The 17,673-nt window shown below is 68.0% G+C and carries 17 protein-coding genes; 9 read left to right on the top strand and 8 right to left on the bottom strand.

The window, feature by feature from the left end:
- Positions 1–49: 49 nt before the first annotated feature.
- Both AC0VYB_RS00555 and AC0VYB_RS00560 read left to right on the top strand, forming a co-directional pair.
- Positions 50–244 (top strand): hypothetical protein, encoded by a 195-nt coding sequence (locus AC0VYB_RS00555; protein WP_172707635.1) that lies wholly within the window; start codon positions 50–52, stop codon positions 242–244.
- The gene (locus AC0VYB_RS00560) at positions 241–654 is read left to right on the top strand and encodes an NUDIX domain-containing protein (RefSeq protein WP_201671826.1); all 414 of its coding nucleotides are present in this window, start codon (positions 241–243) and stop codon (positions 652–654) included. Before AC0VYB_RS00555 ends, AC0VYB_RS00560 begins: the two co-directional genes overlap by 4 nt.
- Here the strand turns inward: AC0VYB_RS00560 and AC0VYB_RS00565 are convergent.
- The 3 genes from AC0VYB_RS00565 to AC0VYB_RS00575 all read right to left on the bottom strand — a co-directional run bounded on the left by AC0VYB_RS00565 (position 647) and on the right by AC0VYB_RS00575 (position 3,846).
- Positions 647–1,660 (bottom strand): serine/threonine dehydratase, encoded by a 1,014-nt coding sequence (locus tag AC0VYB_RS00565; RefSeq protein ID WP_063248734.1) that lies wholly within the window; start codon positions 1,658–1,660, stop codon positions 647–649. The genes AC0VYB_RS00560 and AC0VYB_RS00565 overlap by 8 nt on opposite strands.
- Positions 1,657–2,382 carry a class I SAM-dependent DNA methyltransferase gene (locus AC0VYB_RS00570; protein ID WP_063248733.1) on the bottom strand — a complete coding sequence of 242 codons (726 nt, stop codon included), beginning with the start codon at positions 2,380–2,382 and terminating at the stop codon, positions 1,657–1,659. Before AC0VYB_RS00570 ends, AC0VYB_RS00565 begins: the two co-directional genes overlap by 4 nt.
- Positions 2,383–2,505: 123 nt before the next feature.
- Positions 2,506–3,846 (bottom strand): MFS transporter, encoded by a 1,341-nt coding sequence (locus AC0VYB_RS00575; protein ID WP_201671825.1) that lies wholly within the window; start codon positions 3,844–3,846, stop codon positions 2,506–2,508.
- 331 nt (positions 3,847–4,177) lie between these two features.
- On the opposite strand from AC0VYB_RS00575, the gene AC0VYB_RS00580 reads away from it, so the two are divergent.
- Together AC0VYB_RS00580 and paaZ are read left to right on the top strand one after the other, a co-directional pair.
- Positions 4,178–4,708, top strand: coding sequence for a P-loop nucleotide/nucleoside kinase family protein (locus AC0VYB_RS00580; protein WP_201671824.1), 531 nt, complete (start codon positions 4,178–4,180; stop codon positions 4,706–4,708).
- A 226-nt stretch (positions 4,709–4,934) separates the two neighbouring features.
- Positions 4,935–6,968: a phenylacetic acid degradation bifunctional protein PaaZ gene (gene paaZ / locus AC0VYB_RS00585; protein ID WP_475384910.1), complete on the top strand. Its 2,034-nt coding sequence runs from the start codon at positions 4,935–4,937 to the stop codon at positions 6,966–6,968.
- Between the two features lie 100 nt (positions 6,969–7,068).
- Here paaZ and AC0VYB_RS00590 read toward each other — a convergent pair whose 3' ends face one another.
- The 5 genes from AC0VYB_RS00590 to AC0VYB_RS00610 form a co-directional block, all read right to left on the bottom strand.
- Positions 7,069–8,427: an MFS transporter gene (locus AC0VYB_RS00590; protein WP_201671822.1), complete on the bottom strand. Its 1,359-nt coding sequence runs from the start codon at positions 8,425–8,427 to the stop codon at positions 7,069–7,071.
- Between the two features lie 75 nt (positions 8,428–8,502).
- The gene (locus AC0VYB_RS00595) at positions 8,503–9,213 is read right to left on the bottom strand and encodes a TetR/AcrR family transcriptional regulator (protein ID WP_201671821.1); all 711 of its coding nucleotides are present in this window, start codon (positions 9,211–9,213) and stop codon (positions 8,503–8,505) included.
- A gap of 56 nt (positions 9,214–9,269) precedes the next feature.
- On the bottom strand, positions 9,270–10,565 hold the full coding sequence (gene paaK / locus AC0VYB_RS00600; protein ID WP_179952602.1) for a phenylacetate--CoA ligase PaaK: 1,296 nt from the start codon (positions 10,563–10,565) through the stop codon (positions 9,270–9,272).
- A 104-nt stretch (positions 10,566–10,669) separates the two neighbouring features.
- Positions 10,670–11,200 (bottom strand): hydroxyphenylacetyl-CoA thioesterase PaaI, encoded by a 531-nt coding sequence (gene paaI / locus AC0VYB_RS00605; RefSeq protein ID WP_308443558.1) that lies wholly within the window; start codon positions 11,198–11,200, stop codon positions 10,670–10,672.
- A gap of 153 nt (positions 11,201–11,353) precedes the next feature.
- Complete coding sequence (locus tag AC0VYB_RS00610; protein WP_162909133.1) at positions 11,354–12,835, bottom strand: stealth family protein; 1,482 nt, start codon at positions 12,833–12,835, stop codon at positions 11,354–11,356.
- An 825-nt stretch (positions 12,836–13,660) separates the two neighbouring features.
- Between AC0VYB_RS00610 and paaA the strand changes: the two genes are divergently transcribed.
- The 5 genes from paaA to paaE are packed head-to-tail and all read left to right on the top strand — an operon-like array spanning position 13,661 to position 17,630.
- Entirely contained in the window at positions 13,661–14,659 is a 999-nt protein-coding gene (gene paaA, locus AC0VYB_RS00615) for a 1,2-phenylacetyl-CoA epoxidase subunit PaaA (RefSeq protein WP_475384911.1), read from the top strand.
- The gene (paaB, locus tag AC0VYB_RS00620; protein WP_101624274.1) at positions 14,656–14,982 is read left to right on the top strand and encodes a 1,2-phenylacetyl-CoA epoxidase subunit PaaB; all 327 of its coding nucleotides are present in this window, start codon (positions 14,656–14,658) and stop codon (positions 14,980–14,982) included. Before paaA ends, paaB begins: the two co-directional genes overlap by 4 nt.
- A gap of 14 nt (positions 14,983–14,996) precedes the next feature.
- Positions 14,997–15,977, top strand: a complete 981-nt coding sequence (gene paaC, locus AC0VYB_RS00625; protein WP_119297120.1) for a 1,2-phenylacetyl-CoA epoxidase subunit PaaC — start codon at positions 14,997–14,999, stop codon at positions 15,975–15,977.
- Positions 15,977–16,576, top strand: coding sequence for a 1,2-phenylacetyl-CoA epoxidase subunit PaaD (gene paaD / locus AC0VYB_RS00630; RefSeq protein WP_475384912.1), 600 nt, complete (start codon positions 15,977–15,979; stop codon positions 16,574–16,576). Before paaC ends, paaD begins: the two co-directional genes overlap by 1 nt.
- Positions 16,500–17,630: a 1,2-phenylacetyl-CoA epoxidase subunit PaaE gene (gene paaE, locus AC0VYB_RS00635; RefSeq protein ID WP_227007150.1), complete on the top strand. Its 1,131-nt coding sequence runs from the start codon at positions 16,500–16,502 to the stop codon at positions 17,628–17,630. The genes paaD and paaE overlap by 77 nt, the downstream gene beginning before the upstream one ends.
- Positions 17,631–17,673 lie beyond the last annotated feature (43 nt).

Consider the following 17,673-nt stretch of genomic DNA (forward strand, 5'->3'; position numbering starts at 1 on the left):
GCGGTTGGCCTCGTTGCAGATCGGTGCAGCCGAGACCTAGGCTGGAGCCATGAAGATGAGCACAGTCTGGAGCGCCCTCGGCGCGATCCTCGCGATCATCGTCGCGTGGTGGATCGTCAGCGCCGTGTTCTCGATCGCGTGGTTCCTCGTCAAGGCGGTCATCGTCATCGCCGTCGCCGCGATCGTCTTCGGCTTCATCAAGGGCGCCTTCCGTTCGCAGGATCGGCAGCGCCCGACTCCGTGACGACGATCCGCGCGGCCAGCGTCGTCATCGTCGACGACCGGTCGCGCGTGCTCCTCGTCCAGCGCGGCAGGAACCCCGACAAGGGACGATGGTCCGTGCCCGGAGGCAAGTGCGAACCCGGTGAGTCCTTCGCCGAGGCGGCTGCCCGGGAAGCGTACGAAGAGACCGGGCTGCGCGTCGAGATCGGCCGCGAGCTCTGGTCGCTGACGATCCCGATCGGCGACGGAGTCGAGTACGACGTCCACGACTTCGCAGCCACCGTCATCGGCGGTGAGCTCTCCGCCGGCGACGACGCCGCCGAGGCGCGCTGGTTCGCCGAGGCCGAACTCGATGCCCTCGACCTCACCCACGACCTTGCCGGCTGCCTCCGCCGAGCCGAGGTCTTCGGGCCCGGCACCGCGGCTAGGTGAGCCCGTCGAAGCCCGTGTTCGCCCCGCAGAGGACGACACCGACCTTCTCACCGGGCTCGGGCACGTAGCCCTCCGCACTGCGGATCCCTGCGAGCGCGGCTGCCGCGGCATGTTCGACGACGAGACGATGGTCGGCCCACAGATGTCGGCGTGCCGCGATGATCTCCTCGTCGCGTACGAGCACCGAGGTGACGAGATCGGTCTGCGCGGCGTCCAGCGCCAGGGGAGTGGCCCGCCGCGCCCCGAGGGAATCCGCCGCCACCGAGTCGACGGCGACGTCGACGGGCTGGCCGGCCTCGAGTCCGGCATTGAAGGCGCGGCTGCCGACGGGTTCGACGGCGACCGTTCGCACCCCGTGGAACGTCGCCGCCGTCGCGACACCCGCGAAGAGTCCGCCCCCGCCGACGGAGACGACGACGGTGTCGAGATCGGGCACCTGCGCGAGCAGCTCCGTGAACACGGTCCCCGCTCCTGCGGCGATGAGCGGGTGGTCGTACGCGTGCGAGGACAGAGCCCCCGAGGACTCCGCGAACTCCGCACACGCCAGCGCCGCCTCGGCGTACTCGGCTCCGACCTGCCGGACCTCGGCACCGTACGAGCGCAGCCGATCGACCTTGACGGTCGGGGCGTTCGCGGGGACGAACACCGTCGCCGGGACCCCGGCCTCCGCGGCGGCCCACGCGCATGCGAGTCCCGCGTTCCCGCCGGAGGCGATCGTCATGCCCGCATCGGGGAACGTCCCCTCGGCGAGGTGGGGGCGGATGAAGTTCTGCGCCCCGCGCGCCTTGAACGTCCCCGTGTACTGCATGAACTCGAGCGCGAAATAGAGACCCGAGGCCTCGGGGTCGCTCGTCGGGGGAGCGACCCACGTCGCGCCCGTGTCCGTCTCCGCGTGCGGGCGGCGTCCTGGCTGCGCCGAGGCGACCGCGAGGGGGCGGACGCGACCGGTGATCCGTTCGGCGGCCGCTTCGATGTCGGGGTAGGTGAGCGGGTCCGGGTGCGTCACGGCTTCCTCCAGACGGAAACGTGTGAGGGGCTCTCGGCGGTGAACGGCGTCCTCTCCCAGTCGGCGAAGCGCCCTTCGGGCTCGAGCCCGGCGAGACGGGCCATGAGGTCGAGTTCGGAGGGCCACACGTAGCGGAAGTGGTGCGGTGAATAGCGGAAGGTCGCGCCGTCCCTCGTGAGATGGTGCGAGGTCGCCCGCTGCGTGATGGGGTCGAGGGTGTCGAAGCCGACGTGCTCGTCGGTGACGTCGAAGGGGACAGCGGTCTGGCCCGGCGGCAGCCGTCGCAGGGGTGGGACGGTGTTCTCGATGACGAAGCGTCCGCCCGGACGCAGATGGGAGGCAGCGTTGGCGAAGCAGGCGACCTGCGCGTCCTGGGTGACGAGATTGCCGATCGTGTTGTAGACGAGGTAGACGAGCGAGTGCCCTCCGGCTACATGCGTCGACGTCATGTCGCCGATCGTCACCGGGATGTCGGGGGCCTTCTGCCGGAGGCGCTCGGCCATCGGCTCCGAGAGCTCGATGCCCGAGACCGGGACTCCGCGCTCGTGCAGGGGGATCGCGACCCGCCCGGTCCCGATCGCGAACTCGACGGCGCTTCCCCCGGCCGCCGCCTCGGCGAGGAAGGCCGTCGTCGCTGTGAGGAGCGCCGGGGCGAACATCGGATCCTCGGCATCGTCGTAGTTCTGCGCCTGCTCGCGTGTCCAGACATCGCTGTCGACCATGCGCTCAGGCTAGCAAACACGTGCACGAGCGTCGTCGGCTCACCTCGGCGAGGTGGGCGATCACCCTCACCGAGGCTGCGCGGTTACGGTCGGCCGCCTCGGCGAGGGGATGGGTCCGCAGACTCAGTGGTGCTTGGGCACGCCGAGGGGGTTTCCCTTCGTCTCCTTGACGAGGCTGACGCCGATGAGGGAGATGACGCAGACGATGATGAGGTAGATCGCGATCGACAGGGAGTTGCCGGTCTTCGCGAGCAGGGTCTCGGCGATGGTCGGGGCGAACGCCCCGCCGAGGATCGCGCCGAGCGCATACCCGATCGACACTCCGGAGTAGCGGACCTGCGGCGGGAACATCTCCGCGTACATCGCCGACATCGGGCCGTAGCTGAGCCCCATGCCGACGGTGAGGACGAAGATGCCGATGCCGTACATCCAGATGCTCTTGGAATCGATCATGAGGAACGTCGGGATGAGCCAGAGGATGAGGAGGATGTAGCCGATCTGGAAGGTGCGGACGCGACCGAGTCGGTCGGAGAGCGCCCCGCCCCACATCGTGAAGATCAGCCAGCCGAAGCTCGCGAGCGTCGTCGCGAGCAGCACGGGGGCGCGGTCGAGGCCGACCATGCCGCCCTCGGCGAGGGGGCGGGAGGCGTACGCGGCGAAGAACGCGATGATCATGTAGCCGACGGCGTTGTTGCCGATGAAGATGACCGCGGCGAGCACGACCTCCTTCGTGTTCTTCCGGAACAGGGTGCCGAGCGGAGCCGAGGACTCGGCGCGGCGTTCGGCGAGCTCGGCGAAGACGGGGCTCTCCTCGACCTGCTTGCGGATGTAGTAGCCCACGACGACGAGGACGACGGAGAAGAGGAAGGGGATCCTCCAGCCGAAGCTCGCGAACTGCTCCGGAGTGAGCACGGTGGTGAGGATCCAGATGACGCCGGTCGCGAGGATCATGCCCACGGGGACGCCGATCTGCGGGTAGGCCCCGAAGATGCCGCGCTTGTCGTCGGGGGCGTGTTCGACGGAGAGCAGTGCCGCGCCTCCCCATTCGCCGCCGGCCGAGAAGCCCTGGAGGATGCGCAGCAGGGTGAGGAGGATCGGTGCGGCCACGCCGATCGCCGCGTACGTCGGCAGGAGGCCGATGAGCGAGGTCGCCGCCCCCATGAGGATGAGCGTGAGGACGAGCATCCGCTTGCGTCCGATCCGATCGCCGAGGTGGCCGGCAATGATCGCGCCGAGCGGCCGGAAGAGGAACGAGATGCCCAGCGACGCCCACGCCATGATCTGGCCGAGCGCCGGGTTGTCCGCGGCGAGCGGGCCGAAGTACTGCACCGAGAGGATGAGGCCCGCTGCCTGGGCGTAGATGAAGAAGTCATACCACTCGATCGTGGTGCCGACGAGGGTGCCCGCGAGGACCTTGCGCTCCTCGCGCGTGATCGTCGAGGACGCGGGTGAGGCGGTGGACATGGCTGATCTCTCCATCGAAATCCGAAGTCCGTCAGGTCGACGCTGGGGCGAGTGCGGGTGCTGTGCGGGGAGCGGCTGTGCTCGCCGGCGAGCTTGCGTGGGTGCTCTCCGGCGGGCGGCTGTGCCCGCCGTGTGTCCTCAGGGCGACCTTTGGTGACTGTTTGGTCAGTTAATGCGCTTGATCATAGCCGACGAGGGTGACCCGCGCCACTGGCGGGGCGCGCCGAATGCAGGCGGTCGAATGCACAGTTTCCCTGCGTTCGCTCCGTAGGGTTGTCGTGACCGGTACCGTCACCGAGAGTGTGACCGCGGGCAGTGGAGAGGATGGACAATGGCAACAGCAGTGATCCTGGTGAATGGGATCCCCGCATCGGGCAAGTCAACGCTTGGTGCCGAACTCGCCGAGGCGGCAGGTGTTCCGTTCCTGTCCGTGGACGAAGTGCTCGAACGCCTCGTCGATTCCGTTGACTACCGCTTCCCCAGGGGACCGGTCCATGAGCTGGCGAACACGGTGACATGGCGACTGGCCGCCCTGGTCGACGACACGGTGGTGGTCGAGTCGTTCTGGGCCCGTGAGCGCGATCTCGAGACCGTCAGGGACGGGCTGAGGGTCGCCGGAGCTGAGACGGTGGTCGAGGTGTGGTGCGATGCTCCGGTCGACGAGGCCGTCGAGCGGTACGAGAACCGCGACCGCCACGGCATCCACGAAGACGATCCGAACGACGTGGATCTGTGGCGACGCAGCGCTCCGCTCGCGTTGGGTCCGATCGTGCGAGTCGACACGAGCAGCACTTCCGATGCAGTGTCGGGTCCCGAGGTGCTCGCGCAGGTGCGAGACGCGCTTGGGCTTCCCGTGGCGTAGGGCCCATTGTCGTCGCATTGGAAGCTCTGCGATGGCATTCCGCGGATCAGGGTCGTGATGGCGTCGTGGCAGGCGGGTGCAACCGCCCTCAGCACCCGATGACAATTACCGACCGATTGGTTAGTATATGGACTGATCGGCGAGCCCGGATGCGTCCGGGCCGCAGCAGGACAGCGGCGACGAGGCTGAGCGGCTTCGAGCGACCAACCGACAACGGGAGGCCCCCATGACCGAGACCCTCAGTTCCTACGCGGCCGGTGCCTGGCACACCCCGAGCGAGGCCGCCGACGCGCGCGACGTCCGCGACTCGACGACCGGGGACCTTCTCCACCGGGTCTCCTCGGACGGCATCGACTTCACCGCGGTTGCCGACTTCGCCCGTGAGGTCGGGGGCCGGGAGCTGGGGAAGCTGACGTTCCACCAGCGCGGGGTCATCCTCAAGCAGCTCGGCGCGTACCTCATGGAACGGGCGAAGGACTACCACGAGATCTCCTTCACCACGGGCACGACGAAGCGCGACGCCTTCGTCGACATCGAAGGCGGCATCGGCACGCTCTTCACGTACTCGGGCGTCGCGAGGCGGCAGATGCCGAACTCGACCGTCCTCCTCGACGGCGGGGTCGAGCGCCTGTCGAAGAACGGCACCTTCGTCGGCCGTCACATCCTCACCTCCCGGCAGGGCCTCGCCCTGCAGATCAACGCCTTCAACTTCCCCGTGTGGGGCATGCTCGAGAAGTTCGCCCCGATGTTCACAGCCGGCGTCCCCGTCGTCGTCAAGCCCGCCACCGACTCCGCGCACCTCACCCGCGCCGTCGTCGCCGACATGCTCGCCTCCGGGCTCCTGCCCGAGGGCGCGATCCAGCTCGTCACCGGCGACATCACCCCGCTCTTCGATCTGCTCGCCGAGCAGGACACGATCGCCTTCACCGGGTCAGCCGGCACCGCCCGCCGACTCGCGTCCCTTGACTGCGTGACCGAACGCGGCACCCGCTTCTTCGCCGAGGCGGACTCCCTCAACTTCTCCCTCCTCGGTCCCGATGCCGCCCCCGGCACGCCCGAGTTCGACCTCTTCGTCGACGGCGTCGTCGCCGAGATGACCGTCAAGGCCGGTCAGAAGTGCACCGCGATCCGGCGCACCTTCGTTCCCGCCGAGCACGCCGAGGCCGTCGGGGAGGCCCTGACCGCGAAGCTCGCGACCGTGACCGCTGGCGACCCGCGGGAGAAGTCGACCCGACTCGGCCCGGTCATCTCGACGAAGCAGCGTGATGACGTCCTCGACGCCGTCGACGAGATCATCGCCGGGGGCGCCCACCTGCTCACCGGCGGCCGCGAGGCCTCGGACGATCTCGCGTCCTCCCTCGGCGGGGCGTTCGTCGCCCCGACCGTCCTCCAGGCCGACGATCCGTGGGTCGACGCCGTCCACGACGTCGAGGCCTTCGGTCCCGTGACCACACTCATCACGTACTCGACCCTCGCCGAGGCGGTCGACCTCGCCGCTCGCGGGCGCGGATCCCTCGTCGGTTCGGTCGTCACCCACGATCCGGCGTTCGCCGCGGAGTTCGTCCGCGCTGTCGCTCCCTGGCACGGGCGCATCCTCGTCCTCGACCGCGACGACGCCGACGAGTCGACGGGGCACGGCTCCCCGCTGCCCACCCTCGTCCACGGCGGACCCGGCCGGGCCGGAGGCGGAGAGGAGATGGGTGGTCTGCGGGGCATCACACACTTCATGCAGCGCACCGCGATCCAGGCCTCTCCGGACATGCTCACCGCGATCGGCGGGGAGTGGGTCGCGGGAGCCGAGCGCCACCTCGGCGAGCATCCGTTCACGAAGTCTCTGGCCGATCTCAAGATCGGGGATGCCCTGGAGTCGGAGTGGCGCGAGGTCACCCTCGAGGACATCGCGCACTTCGCCGAGTTCACCGGTGACACGTTCTACGCCCACACCGACGAGGAGGCGGCTGCGGCGAACCCGTTCTTCCCCGGCCGCGTCGCCCACGGGTACCTCATCGTCTCCTTCGCCGCAGGACTCTTCGTCCAGCCGGATCCCGGGCCGGTGCTCGCGAACTACGGCCTCGAGGGGCTGCGCTTCGTCACGCCCGTCTCGCCCGGTGACAAGCTCAAGGTGACGCTCACCGCGAAGCGCATCACCCCGCGCGAGACCGACGAGTACGGCGAGGTCCGCTGGGACGCCGAGGTCGTCAACCAGGACGGCGAACCCGTCGCGAACTACGACGTCCTCACCCTCGTCGCCAAGGAGTGAGGGGGCGCTGACTCCTCGAGTCGAGGACGTGCGGTGTCGATTCTGTTGAGCATTATCGACACTGAGCGTCCTCGACTCGCTGCGTCGGTGGTCAGCCCAGTCAGGGGCGCGAGCCCTCCGGGGCGGGCACGGCCGGGTTCCGGATTCCCACCAGCGAGACGAGCCCGCCGGCGATGAGGAGCACGGACACGAAGACGGCGGCGCGGTAGAAGCCGCTGAGGTCGAGGGTGCCGCCGACGACCGTGCCGACGAGCGCGATGGCGATGAGCCCTGCGACGCGGGAGATCGCATTGTTCACGGCGCTGGCGATCCCGCTGCGCTCCTCCTCGATCGCGCCGAGGATCGTCGCCGTCAGCGGTGAGACGGTCGCGGCGAGCCCGAGGCCGAAGACGATCATCGCCGGCAGCACCTGCCACCAGTAGTTGAAGTCCTCCCTGACGAGGAGGAGCATGAGCGACCCGAGACCCATGAGGATCGGTCCGACGCCCATGAACAGCCGCGGGCCCCAGCTGCCGGCCAGGCGCCCGGCGGTGGAGCTGAAGAGGATCATCATGATCGTCGTCGGCAGGCTCGCGAGACCGGCGATCGTCGCGGACAGCCCCGCCTGCTCCTGCAGGTAGATGGCGAGGACGAAGCCGTTGAGCGAGAGCGCCCCGTACATGAGCGTCGTCGTGATGTTGCCGACCCAGAAGTTCCGCGCGCGGAACAGGTCGAGCGGAAGGATCGGGTCGCTCACCCGCTTCTGCCGGAGCAGGAAGAGGACGAAGAGGACGGCCCCGCCGAGGAGGGTGATGGGGATCGCCGGATGCCCCCATCCCAGCCGCGGCTGTTCGATGAGGCCGAAGACGAGTCCGCCGAGTCCGAGGATGGAGAGGACCGCGCCGAGGATGTCGATGTGCCGCTCCGTCTGCCGGGGAGGATCGGGCACCGCGCGCAGCAGCCACAGGGTGACGGCGATGGGGACGACGTTGATGAGGAACGCGAACCGCCAGCTCGCGAAGTCGACGAGGACGCCGCCGATGAGCGGACCGACGATCATCGCGCCCGTCGTCAGCGCGGTCCACGTGCCGATGGCCTTGCTACGGGCGGCTCCGGAGTAGTGGGCGCTGATGAGCGCGAGCGAGCTCGGCACGAGGAAGGCTCCCGCGGCTCCCTGGAGCATGCGGGCGATGATGAGGGTGAGCGGGTCGGGGGCGACGGTGATGATCACCGAGGCGATGCCGAATCCGATGAGGCCGATGCGCATGACGAGGCTGCGGCCGTAGGCGTCGCTGATGGAGCCGGCGACGAGCATGATGGCGCCGAGGGTGATGAAGTAGCCGTCGACGACCCACTGCTGGGTGACGAGTCCGCCGCCGAGCTCGCGGTCGATCGCGGGCAGGGCGACGTTGACGATCGTGCCGTCGAGGAACGCCACGAAGGAGGCGAGCACGGCAATCCAGAGGATCCGAGAAGTCACCCTGTCAGAGTACGCCGGAAACGACCGTGATCAGCACTGTCGGCGGCCCCGATCGCACGGGCGCGTGTGCGCGCTCTATTCGGCGAGGCCGTTGAAGGCCATCGCGGTGACCGCCTCGGCGATGGTCTCGGGGTCGACGGGATAGCCCGGGCGGTACCACTCGGTGATCGAGTTGACCATGCCGAAGAGGAGGCGGGTGACGAGGCCCGGCGGGAAGTCGGCGCGGACGCCGCCCTCCTCGATCGCCGCGGTGACGAGGGCGCGGATCTTCATGTCGATCTGCCGCCGCTGCTCGAGCGCATCGCGTTCGACCGCGGAGTTCCCGCGCACCCGCAGGAGCAGGGTGACCGAGTGGTGGTATTCGATGAGGATGAGCACGCTCGAGTGGACGGCGTGGCGCAGGCGTTCGAGGGCGCTGAGATCCTGCCGGTGGGACTCGGACTCCACCGCCGAGGCGAGAGCGTCGGTGCCGCGGTTGATCGCCAGCCGCAGCAGCTCCTCCTTCGACTTCACATGGTGGTAGATCGCCGATTTCGTGATCCCGAGCTCGCGGGCGACTGTGTCCATCGACGTGCCGTCGTAGCCGCGGGAGACGAAGACCTCGGTGGCCTTGTTGATGAGCGTCTCCCGGTCGTAGCCGGGCCGACCGCGGCGGGTCCGCTTCGGCTCCGACCCGACCCCCGCCTCGGCGGCGGATCCGGACCCAGCTCCCGCCTCGGCGAGGTCACCGGTGACGGACTCCGTCGCGGTCGACGGAGTCTGTGCAGGTGACGGGCTCTTGGACATGGGAATCAGTCTAATCAGCGGAAGCCGGCGGTGCCGCGATCCGAGTCACAGCGGACCTAGCGGATGTTCTCGCGACGGTCGATGATGCGCTTGAGCTTGCCGACCGAGCGCGGCAGCGAACCGGGGTCCTTGATGTCGACGGTCGAGGAGACGCCGAGGCGCTCCTTGATCCGGGCGGCGACGCGGCGGTCGAGGCCCTCGCGTTCGACGGCGCCGACGTTCTCGCGGCACTCGACCTCGACGGTGACCTCGTCCATCCGCCCTGGGCGGGTGAGGACGAGCTGGAAGTGGGGGCTCAAGTGCTCGAACTCGAAGAGGACGGATTCGACGTTGGCGGGGTAGACGTTGACGCCGCGGATGATGATGAGGTCGTCGGAGCGGCCGGTGATGCGCGAGATGCGGCGGAAGTTCGGGTGCGCGGTGCCGGGCAGGAGGCTCGCGAGGTCGTGGGTGCGGTAGCGGATGATCGGCAGCGCCTCCTTCGTCAGCGAGGTGAAGACGAGTTCGCCCTCCTCGCCGTCGGGGAGCACCTCGCCGGTGAAGGGGTCGACGATCTCGGGGTAGAAGTGGTCCTCCCAGATCGTCGGGCCGTCCTTGGTCTCGGCGGATTCGCATGCGACGCCGGGGCCCATGACCTCGGAGAGGCCGTAGATGTCGACGGCGTCGATCGCGAAGGACCGCTCGATCTCCCGGCGCATCTCGTCCGTCCACGGTTCGGCGCCGCAGATGGCGACCTTGAGGCTCGTCGAGGTCGGGTCGATGCCCTGCTTGTGGAACTCGTCGAGGATCGTGAGCAGGTAGGTCGGGGTGGCCGTGATGATGTCGGGCTTGAAGTCCTGGATGAGCTGGACCTGGCGCTCGGTCTGGCCGCCGGAGATCGGGACGACGGTGAAGCCGTGGCGTTCGGCGCCGTGGACGCCGAGACCGCCGGTGAACAGGCCGTAGCCGTAGGCGTTGTGGAGCATCTGCCCCGGCTTTCCGCCGGCGCCGAGGATCGAGCGTTTGATGAGTCGGCTCCACACGTCGAGGTCGTTCTGCGTGTACCCGACGACGGTGGGCAGGCCGGTCGTGCCGGAGGAGGCGTGGATGCGCGCGACGTCCTCACGCGGGACGGCGAAGAGTCCGAACGGGTAGTTGTCCCGCAGGTCCTGCTTGTTCGTGAACGGCAGCTTCGCGATGTCGTCGGGGCTGGTGATGTCGGCGGGGGTGATGCCGAGGTCGTCGAAGGCCTTCCGGTAGTGCGGCACCTTCTCGTACACGGCGGCCACCGTGGTCTTGAGGTTGGCGAGCTGATCGGCGCGCAGCTCGTCGAGGCACATCGTCGGACCGGCGTCGCTGTCGGTCGTGGTCATCATCGTCTCCTTGGGAATCCGTGCAGGTGAGGTGTCGAGTCAGGAAGCGCCGAGGTGGGGGCGCGACGCGGGAGACGCCGGGTGAGCGTGGTCCGCGGTGAGGGTCAGGAGGTGGCCGGCTTCGGTGCCGGTAGGGTGCGGGAGCGTCCGCGGTAGACCGCGACGATCTCGTCGCCGCGCTTGACCTCGACGTCGTAGATGCCCGAGCGGCCCTGCTTGACGATCTCGCGGCCGTGGGCGACGAGTTCGTCGCCGACGCGGGTCGGCTTGAGGAAGGTGATGTCCCCGCCCGAGGCGACGGTGACCGAACCCGGATAGTTGCACGCCATCGCGAACGTCGTGTCGGCGAAGAGGAAGATGTAGCCGCCGTGGGTGATCTCGTGGCCGTTGGCCATGATGTCGGTGACCGTCATCGAGCACTGCGCCCAGCCGGGGCCGTGATCGTCGAGGGTGATGCCGAGGTGCTGGGAGGCGCGGTCGTTCGCGTACATCGCGGCCGCGCCGGTATGTGCTTCGTTCCCGATGCCGGGGGCGACGGAGGCAGAGGAGGGAGTCGCCGTGGGATCGGCATGGGTGTTTTGTGAGGGAGCCGCGCCGGAACTGGTGTCCGTCGTCGTTGTGGTCGTCTCTCCCATGTCAGGTTCCTCCTCGCACCGATGCGATGCACTGCCTCCGTCGCCCGATCCGACGTGCGACACGGGATCGGAATAAACGACCATCTGGTCAATAAATATCGTTGTGATCGGCGTCTCTGTCAAGTCGGAGGGCCGGGAGGGGGGAGGCCGGGTCTACTTCTCGAAACTGCTCGGGAGCGGGAACTTCTCGTTGAGGAACCAGCTCATCATCGCATCGAGGTGCTCTTGCGCCTCCGGTGAGGAATCGGTGTCGTTGAGGCAGAGGACGTCGAGGTTGCGTCGGCGGAGAAGGCGCCGCATGTACAGTTCGGCATCGGGTCGTGAGATGTCCATGTAGGCGTAGCGAATGGACGAGTCGATGGCTTTGCCCTGCGCGTAGGCGTGGAAATGGTAGAGCGCCGAGGTGATCGAATAGTCATCGGGATGACGGAACTTCGAGCGTGCGACGTGGTCGAACAGGTCCTGATGCGTCGCCTCGAAATCTTCCATGACTGACCTCACCTGTGGGTGAGGCGTGTGCTTGAACTTGTTGGCCACCCGTCGGCCGTGTTCGTCGAGCATGAACTGTCTTCCTCGTTTGGCAGCCGAGAGGACTGGCATGTCTCGGGCGCTCGGGTCGTCGAGGTCGAGAGGTGCCGTCGACGGGAAGAAACGGGAGAGTCCGCTTCCGGTGAAGAAGAGTTCGGGGCTGGTCGGGCGCATGAAGAACAGGTCGTCGTTCATGTAGAGGTAGTTCTCGCTCAGCCCGGGGATGTGGTGGAGTTGAGACTCGATCGCATGCGAGTTGAAGACAGGCAGATTGTCGGTGTCGGTGAAGATGTCTCTGTGGTCGATGACCGTGATCTTGGGGTGATCGACGTTGAGCCACTCGGGGACCTGAGCGTCGGTGACGAGGTAGATGTGGTTGACCCAACTGGCGTAGGCTTCGACCGATCGCAGAGAGTAGCGAAGCTCCTGCCGGTCGGCGAAGCGCGACTCGGAAACCGCGGTGTCGTTGATCTGCTCGCCACGCATCTCAGCTTCGGCGCGTGACTTCTTCGCCCGCCACAGAGGGTCCGAGCCGTCGACCCACGTGTAGACGAGGTCGACCGGTCCCGCGACGGCGTAGAGGTCAGGGGCATCGGGCAGCACGGTGCGATTGTCATTTGCCAATGACGCCTCCCAGGTCTCGGGAGTGAAGTACTCGACCAGTGTGCGGGGCTGTCTCGCGATGCGGTGAAGGGTTCCCGGGATGTGCGTCGACCCGTCCACGCGTGCCCGTCGGGGTCCCAGGTCCGCCCACGCTTCGATGATGACGCCCTCGAAGCCGGTGCTGAGGATGCGGCCGCTCGGGGCGACCACGCGACGGTGGCAGATGATCATCGCGACGGAGAACGGATCGTCACGCTGGCGGCGACGACTCCCACTCGCCCACGACCGATACCGCCGGAACTGTGTCCATCCGTCCTGAGGATCCAGAGCCGACAATGCCTGCTGGGCGCGCCGAATCTGCGACTGCGGAATGACCAGTCGTGAGCGATCGCGGGCGCGTCGGGGGAGTTCGACGAAATCGATGCCCGCCTCGGCGAGGACGGTGCGCACTGTGCGCAGATTGTCTTCTTGTGCTGCGATCGAATCGTGCGTTCGAGTCGCCACCACTTTCGGTTCCTTGGCCAACCCCGGTCGAAGTACGGTTCGCATGCGGCGCTGCAGATCTGTCTCACCATGGCGCACCTCTGACAGCCAGAGCTTCTGCTGGTCGGTGAGCATGGTCGCTGCTTTGCGGCGGTACTGTCTGGCGCGCGCCTTCATCGTTGCTCGACGACCGTTCACCGTCCGTACCTCCGCACGTTATTCTTCATTCACCCACATTTTAGAGCGAAGCAATCTTTTCACCGCGGATCGGCGCGGTCAAAACCAGAAGTAGTTGAAGATTGTCTTCGGAATTGAGAATTCGAGGCGTCGGCCGATCCATTTAGGGAAAGGTGTCTTGGTTTTTATGGGGCGCGGATTTTCGGGCTCGGGCGTTTGCGGAGTCTCGGATTCTCAGGAGCCTCACGAACCCATCCTCGGTGGCGACGACCGTCTTCCCGCCCCGGGGCGGCGGTGAAACGCGTGATGGGAGAGGTGGGTTCGGACATTGGCGACGGTCGACCACTCGTCGAGTCGGCTGTGCTGTTGTGGCTTCGGGTGCCCGCATCGCCGGCGGCAGGCTGGGGGATCGGCGGCACCGCTTGGGCGAGGTCTCGCGCAGGGACCGCCCGGAGTTCAGGTCGGTCTCCCTGTCCCGATATTGCACCTCGGCGTGGGGTATGCCACACTGGTGAAGAACATTACAGAACAAACGGTCAGTAAATGATCGAACGGTTCCGGCGGCCTGTGATGACGGAGCGCATCCCGTCCGCCGCACCAGCAGTGCCGCACCCGGATCACGGGTCGGGCGCGTGACGAGGAAGGGCGCACCCAGGGGGTGGAGTGGTCATGACAACGGAAGTCAACGAAACGCAGCTCGAGGCGCAGTTCGCCGACACGATCGAGGCCAAGGACCGGATCGAACCGCGCGACTGGATGCCCGAGCCCTACCGCAAGACGCTCATCCGCCAGGTCGCCCAGCACGCGCACTCGGAGATCATCGGCATGCAGCCCGAGGGCAACTGGATCTCCCGCGCGCCCTCCCTGCGGCGCAAGGCGATCCTGCTCGCGAAGGTCCAGGACGAAGCGGGTCACGGCCTCTACCTCTACTCGGCAGCCGAGACGCTCGGAGCCAGCCGCAACGAACTCACCGAGAAGCTCATCGCCGGCAAGCAGAAGTACTCCTCGATCTTCAACTACCCGACCCTGTCCTACACCGATGTCGGCACGATCGGCTGGCTCGTCGACGGCGCGGCGATTTGCAACCAGGTGCCCCTGTGCCGGACCTCCTTCGGCCCCTACGGGCGCGCGATGATCCGCATCTGCAAGGAGGAGTCCTTCCACCAGCGCCAGGGCTACGAGCTGCTCATGACGATGATGCGCGGCACCGACGAGCAGCGGGCGATGGTCCAGGAATCGGTCAACCGCTTCTGGTGGCCGGCCCTGATGATGTTCGGACCCCCCGACGACGATTCGCCGAACACCGCACAGTCGATGGAGTGGGGCATCAAGACCCACACGAACAACGAGCTGCGCCAGAAGTTCGTCGACATGTCGATCCCGCAGGCCGAGGCGCTCGGCGTGACGTTCCCCGACGAGAACCTCAAGTGGAACGAGGAGCGCGGACACTACGACTTCTCGACCCCCGACTGGGACGAGTTCTGGGCCGTCGTCAAGGGCAACGGCCCCTGCAACGAACAGCGCATCGCCCACCGCAAGCGCGCGTGGGACGAGGGTGCGTGGGTGCGCGATGCCGCGCTCGCCTTCGCCGAGAAGTCCGCCCAGGCCGCGGCAGACGCCCAGTTCGCCGCAACCGCCGACACCACCGCCGAGGGGGCCGCAGAATGACCGAGTCCACCCCGGCCACCGGAGGGACGACCCCGACCGTGCGCGGCGAATGGCCCCTCTACGAGGTCTTCGTCCGCGGCAAGCGCGGCCTCAACCACGTCCACGTCGGCTCGCTCCACGCCCCCGACGACCAGCTCGCGATCCGCCACGCCCGCGACGTCTACACGCGCCGCAACGAAGGTGTGAGCATCTGGGTCGTGCGCTCATCGGACATCACCGCCTCGAGCCCCGACGAGAAGGACCCGATGTTCGCCCCGAGCGGCGACAAGGTCTACCGTCACCCGACCTTCTACGACATCCCCGACGATGTCCCGCACATGTGAGGGAAGAGCATCACATGACGACTCCCAACGCCGCCTCGGCGAACGAATCCAACGCCCCTGAGGTCCACGAGCCCACGGCAGAACACGACGAGCACGAGAACGCCTACTCGGGCCTCCTCGTCAACGACGCCCATTGGGCCTTCGGCACGGACTTCGAGGACCCGCTCGCCGGGGTCGACACGACCGTGCCCGACGGCGTCGACCCGTCTGAGCTCGCCCAGTACTGCCTCATGCTCGGCGACGATGCGCTCGTCTTCTCCCAGCGGATCTCCGAATGGTGCTCCAACGCCCCTGACCTCGAAGAGGACATCGCGCTCGCGAACATCTCCCTCGACCTCCTCGGCCAGGCCCGCCTCCTCCTCGCCCGCGCCGCCGCAGCCGACCCCGCCCTCGTCCCGCAGCTGCCGGAGGGATCACCGGTGCCCGACGAGGACCGGCTCGCCTTCTTCCGCGAGGACATGGACTTCCGCAACGTCCGCCTCGCCGAGGTCCCCAACGGCGACTTCGCCGAGGCGGTCGCGAAGATCCTCATCTACTCGACCTGGCGCCTCGCCCTCTTCGAACGCCTCACCGCCAGCCGCGACTCCGTGCTCTCCGCGATTGCCGCCAAGGGCGTCAAGGAGATGTCCTACCACCGCGACTTCGCCGGCCGCTGGGTCGTCACGCTCGCCCAGGGCACCGAGGAGTCCCGTGCTCGCTTGCTCACCGCACTGAGCGGCCTGTGGCCGCTGTGGTCCGAGCTCTTCGAGACCCACCCGATCGAGGCTTCCGTGGCCGAAGCCGGCATCGGCGTCGACCCCGCCGAGGTGGCCGACGAGGCCGGTGTCATCCTCGACCAGGTCTTCGCCGCCGCCGGCGTCGACCGCCCGGAGGCGGGAGCACTCGCCGGGGTCCGCGGCAAGAAGGGCCGTGACGGGCTCCACACCGAGGCGCTGTCCCGCATGCTCGCCGAGATGCAGGTCGTCGCCCGCGCCCACCCGCAGGGCCAGTGGTGATGAACGCGACCCTGGAATCCCCCGCCGAGGCGGTCGACCGGGCCCGTGCCGCCGCCGCCCGGGTCACCGACCCGGAGATGCCGATGCTCACGCTCGTCGACCTCGGCGTGCTTCGGGAGGTCACGCTCGAGGACGACCACGTCGTCGCGACGATCACCCCGACGTATTCGGGCTGCCCGGCGATGGCGACGATGCGCGATGACCTCCAGCGCGAACTCGAGGACGCAGGATTCCCCGACGCGGAGATCCGCGTCTCCCTCACCCCGGCGTGGTCGAGCGACTGGATCACCGACGAGGGCCGGGAGGCGCTCGCGGAGGCCGGCATCTCCCCGCCCGGCCAGGCGCCGCGCCGGCAGGGACCCGTCGCGCTCACCCTCATGCCCACCCGCCGCGCGATCGTGTGCACCCTGTGCGGATCGGGCAACGTGGCGCTCACCTCGGAGTTCGGTCCCACCGCCTGCAAGGCGATGTACCAGTGCCGGGACTGCCTCGAACCGTTCGAACACGTGAAGGAGATTCGAGATGACCGAGACGATCGGCCGAGACGCCGAGACTGTCGGCCAGACCGCCCCCGCGGAGTCCACGGGTCAGGCCGCTGACCGCACCGGCTTCCACCCGCTCACCGTGCGCACCGTCGAGCACCTCACCGAGGACTCCGCGGCCGTGACCTTCGACGTGCCCGCCGAGGTGGCCGAGCTCTTCGACTTCGCCGCCGGACAGTCGCTCACCCTGCGTCGGATGATCGACGGCGTCGAGCACCGCCGCACCTACTCCATCTGTGCGCCCGCGGGAGCTGCCCCGCGCATCGGCGTGCGCGAGATCCCCGACGGCCTCTTCTCCCGCTGGCTCGTCCGCGACGTCCGCCCCGGTGAGACGATCGAGGTCCAGCCGCCCAGCGGCAGCTTCCGGGCCGACGCGAGCCTCGGCGGCAAGCACCTGTGCATCGCCGCCGGTTCCGGCATCACCCCGATGCTCTCGATCGCGTCGACGGTGCTCACCAACCCCGACGCGTCCGTCACCCTCCTCTACGGCAACCGCTCGACGAACACCGTGATGTTCGCCGAGGAACTCGCCGACCTCAAGGACGCGCGCAACCAGCAGCTCGACCTCGTCCACGTCCTCTCCCGCGAACCCCGCGAGGTCGAGCTCTTCTCCGGCCGCCTCGACGAGGAGAAGCTGCGCCAGCTGCTCACCTACCTCGTGCCCGTGCACGATGTCGACCATGTGTGGCTGTGCGGTCCTTTCGGGATGCTCGGCGACGCCCGCACCGTGCTCGACGAGCTCGGGGTGCCGAAGGAGAAGGTCCACTTCGAGCTCTTCTACGTCGATGAGCCCCCACCCGAGGTCGCCCACGCCGACAAGGTCCTCGAGGGGGCGACGAGCGAGGTCACGGTCATCCTCGACGGACGGCGGACCACCTCGGCGATGGCACAGGGCAAGACCATCCTCGACTCCGCGCAGGAGTCCCGCTCCGACCTGCCCTTCGCGTGCAAGGGCGGGGTGTGCGGGACGTGCCGGGCGAAGGTGTGCGCGGGCGAGGTCGACATGGTCCGCAATTACGCCCTCGAGGACGCCGAGGTGGAGGCGAACTTCGTCCTCACCTGCCAGACCTTCCCGGTCAGCGACGAAGTCACCATCGACTTCGACTCCTGACCCCGGTTCGGGTGGCGATACCGCCATCCGGCCCCCTGCCCCG

It is taken from the genome of Brevibacterium sp. Z349TD_9 (assembly GCF_056173565.1).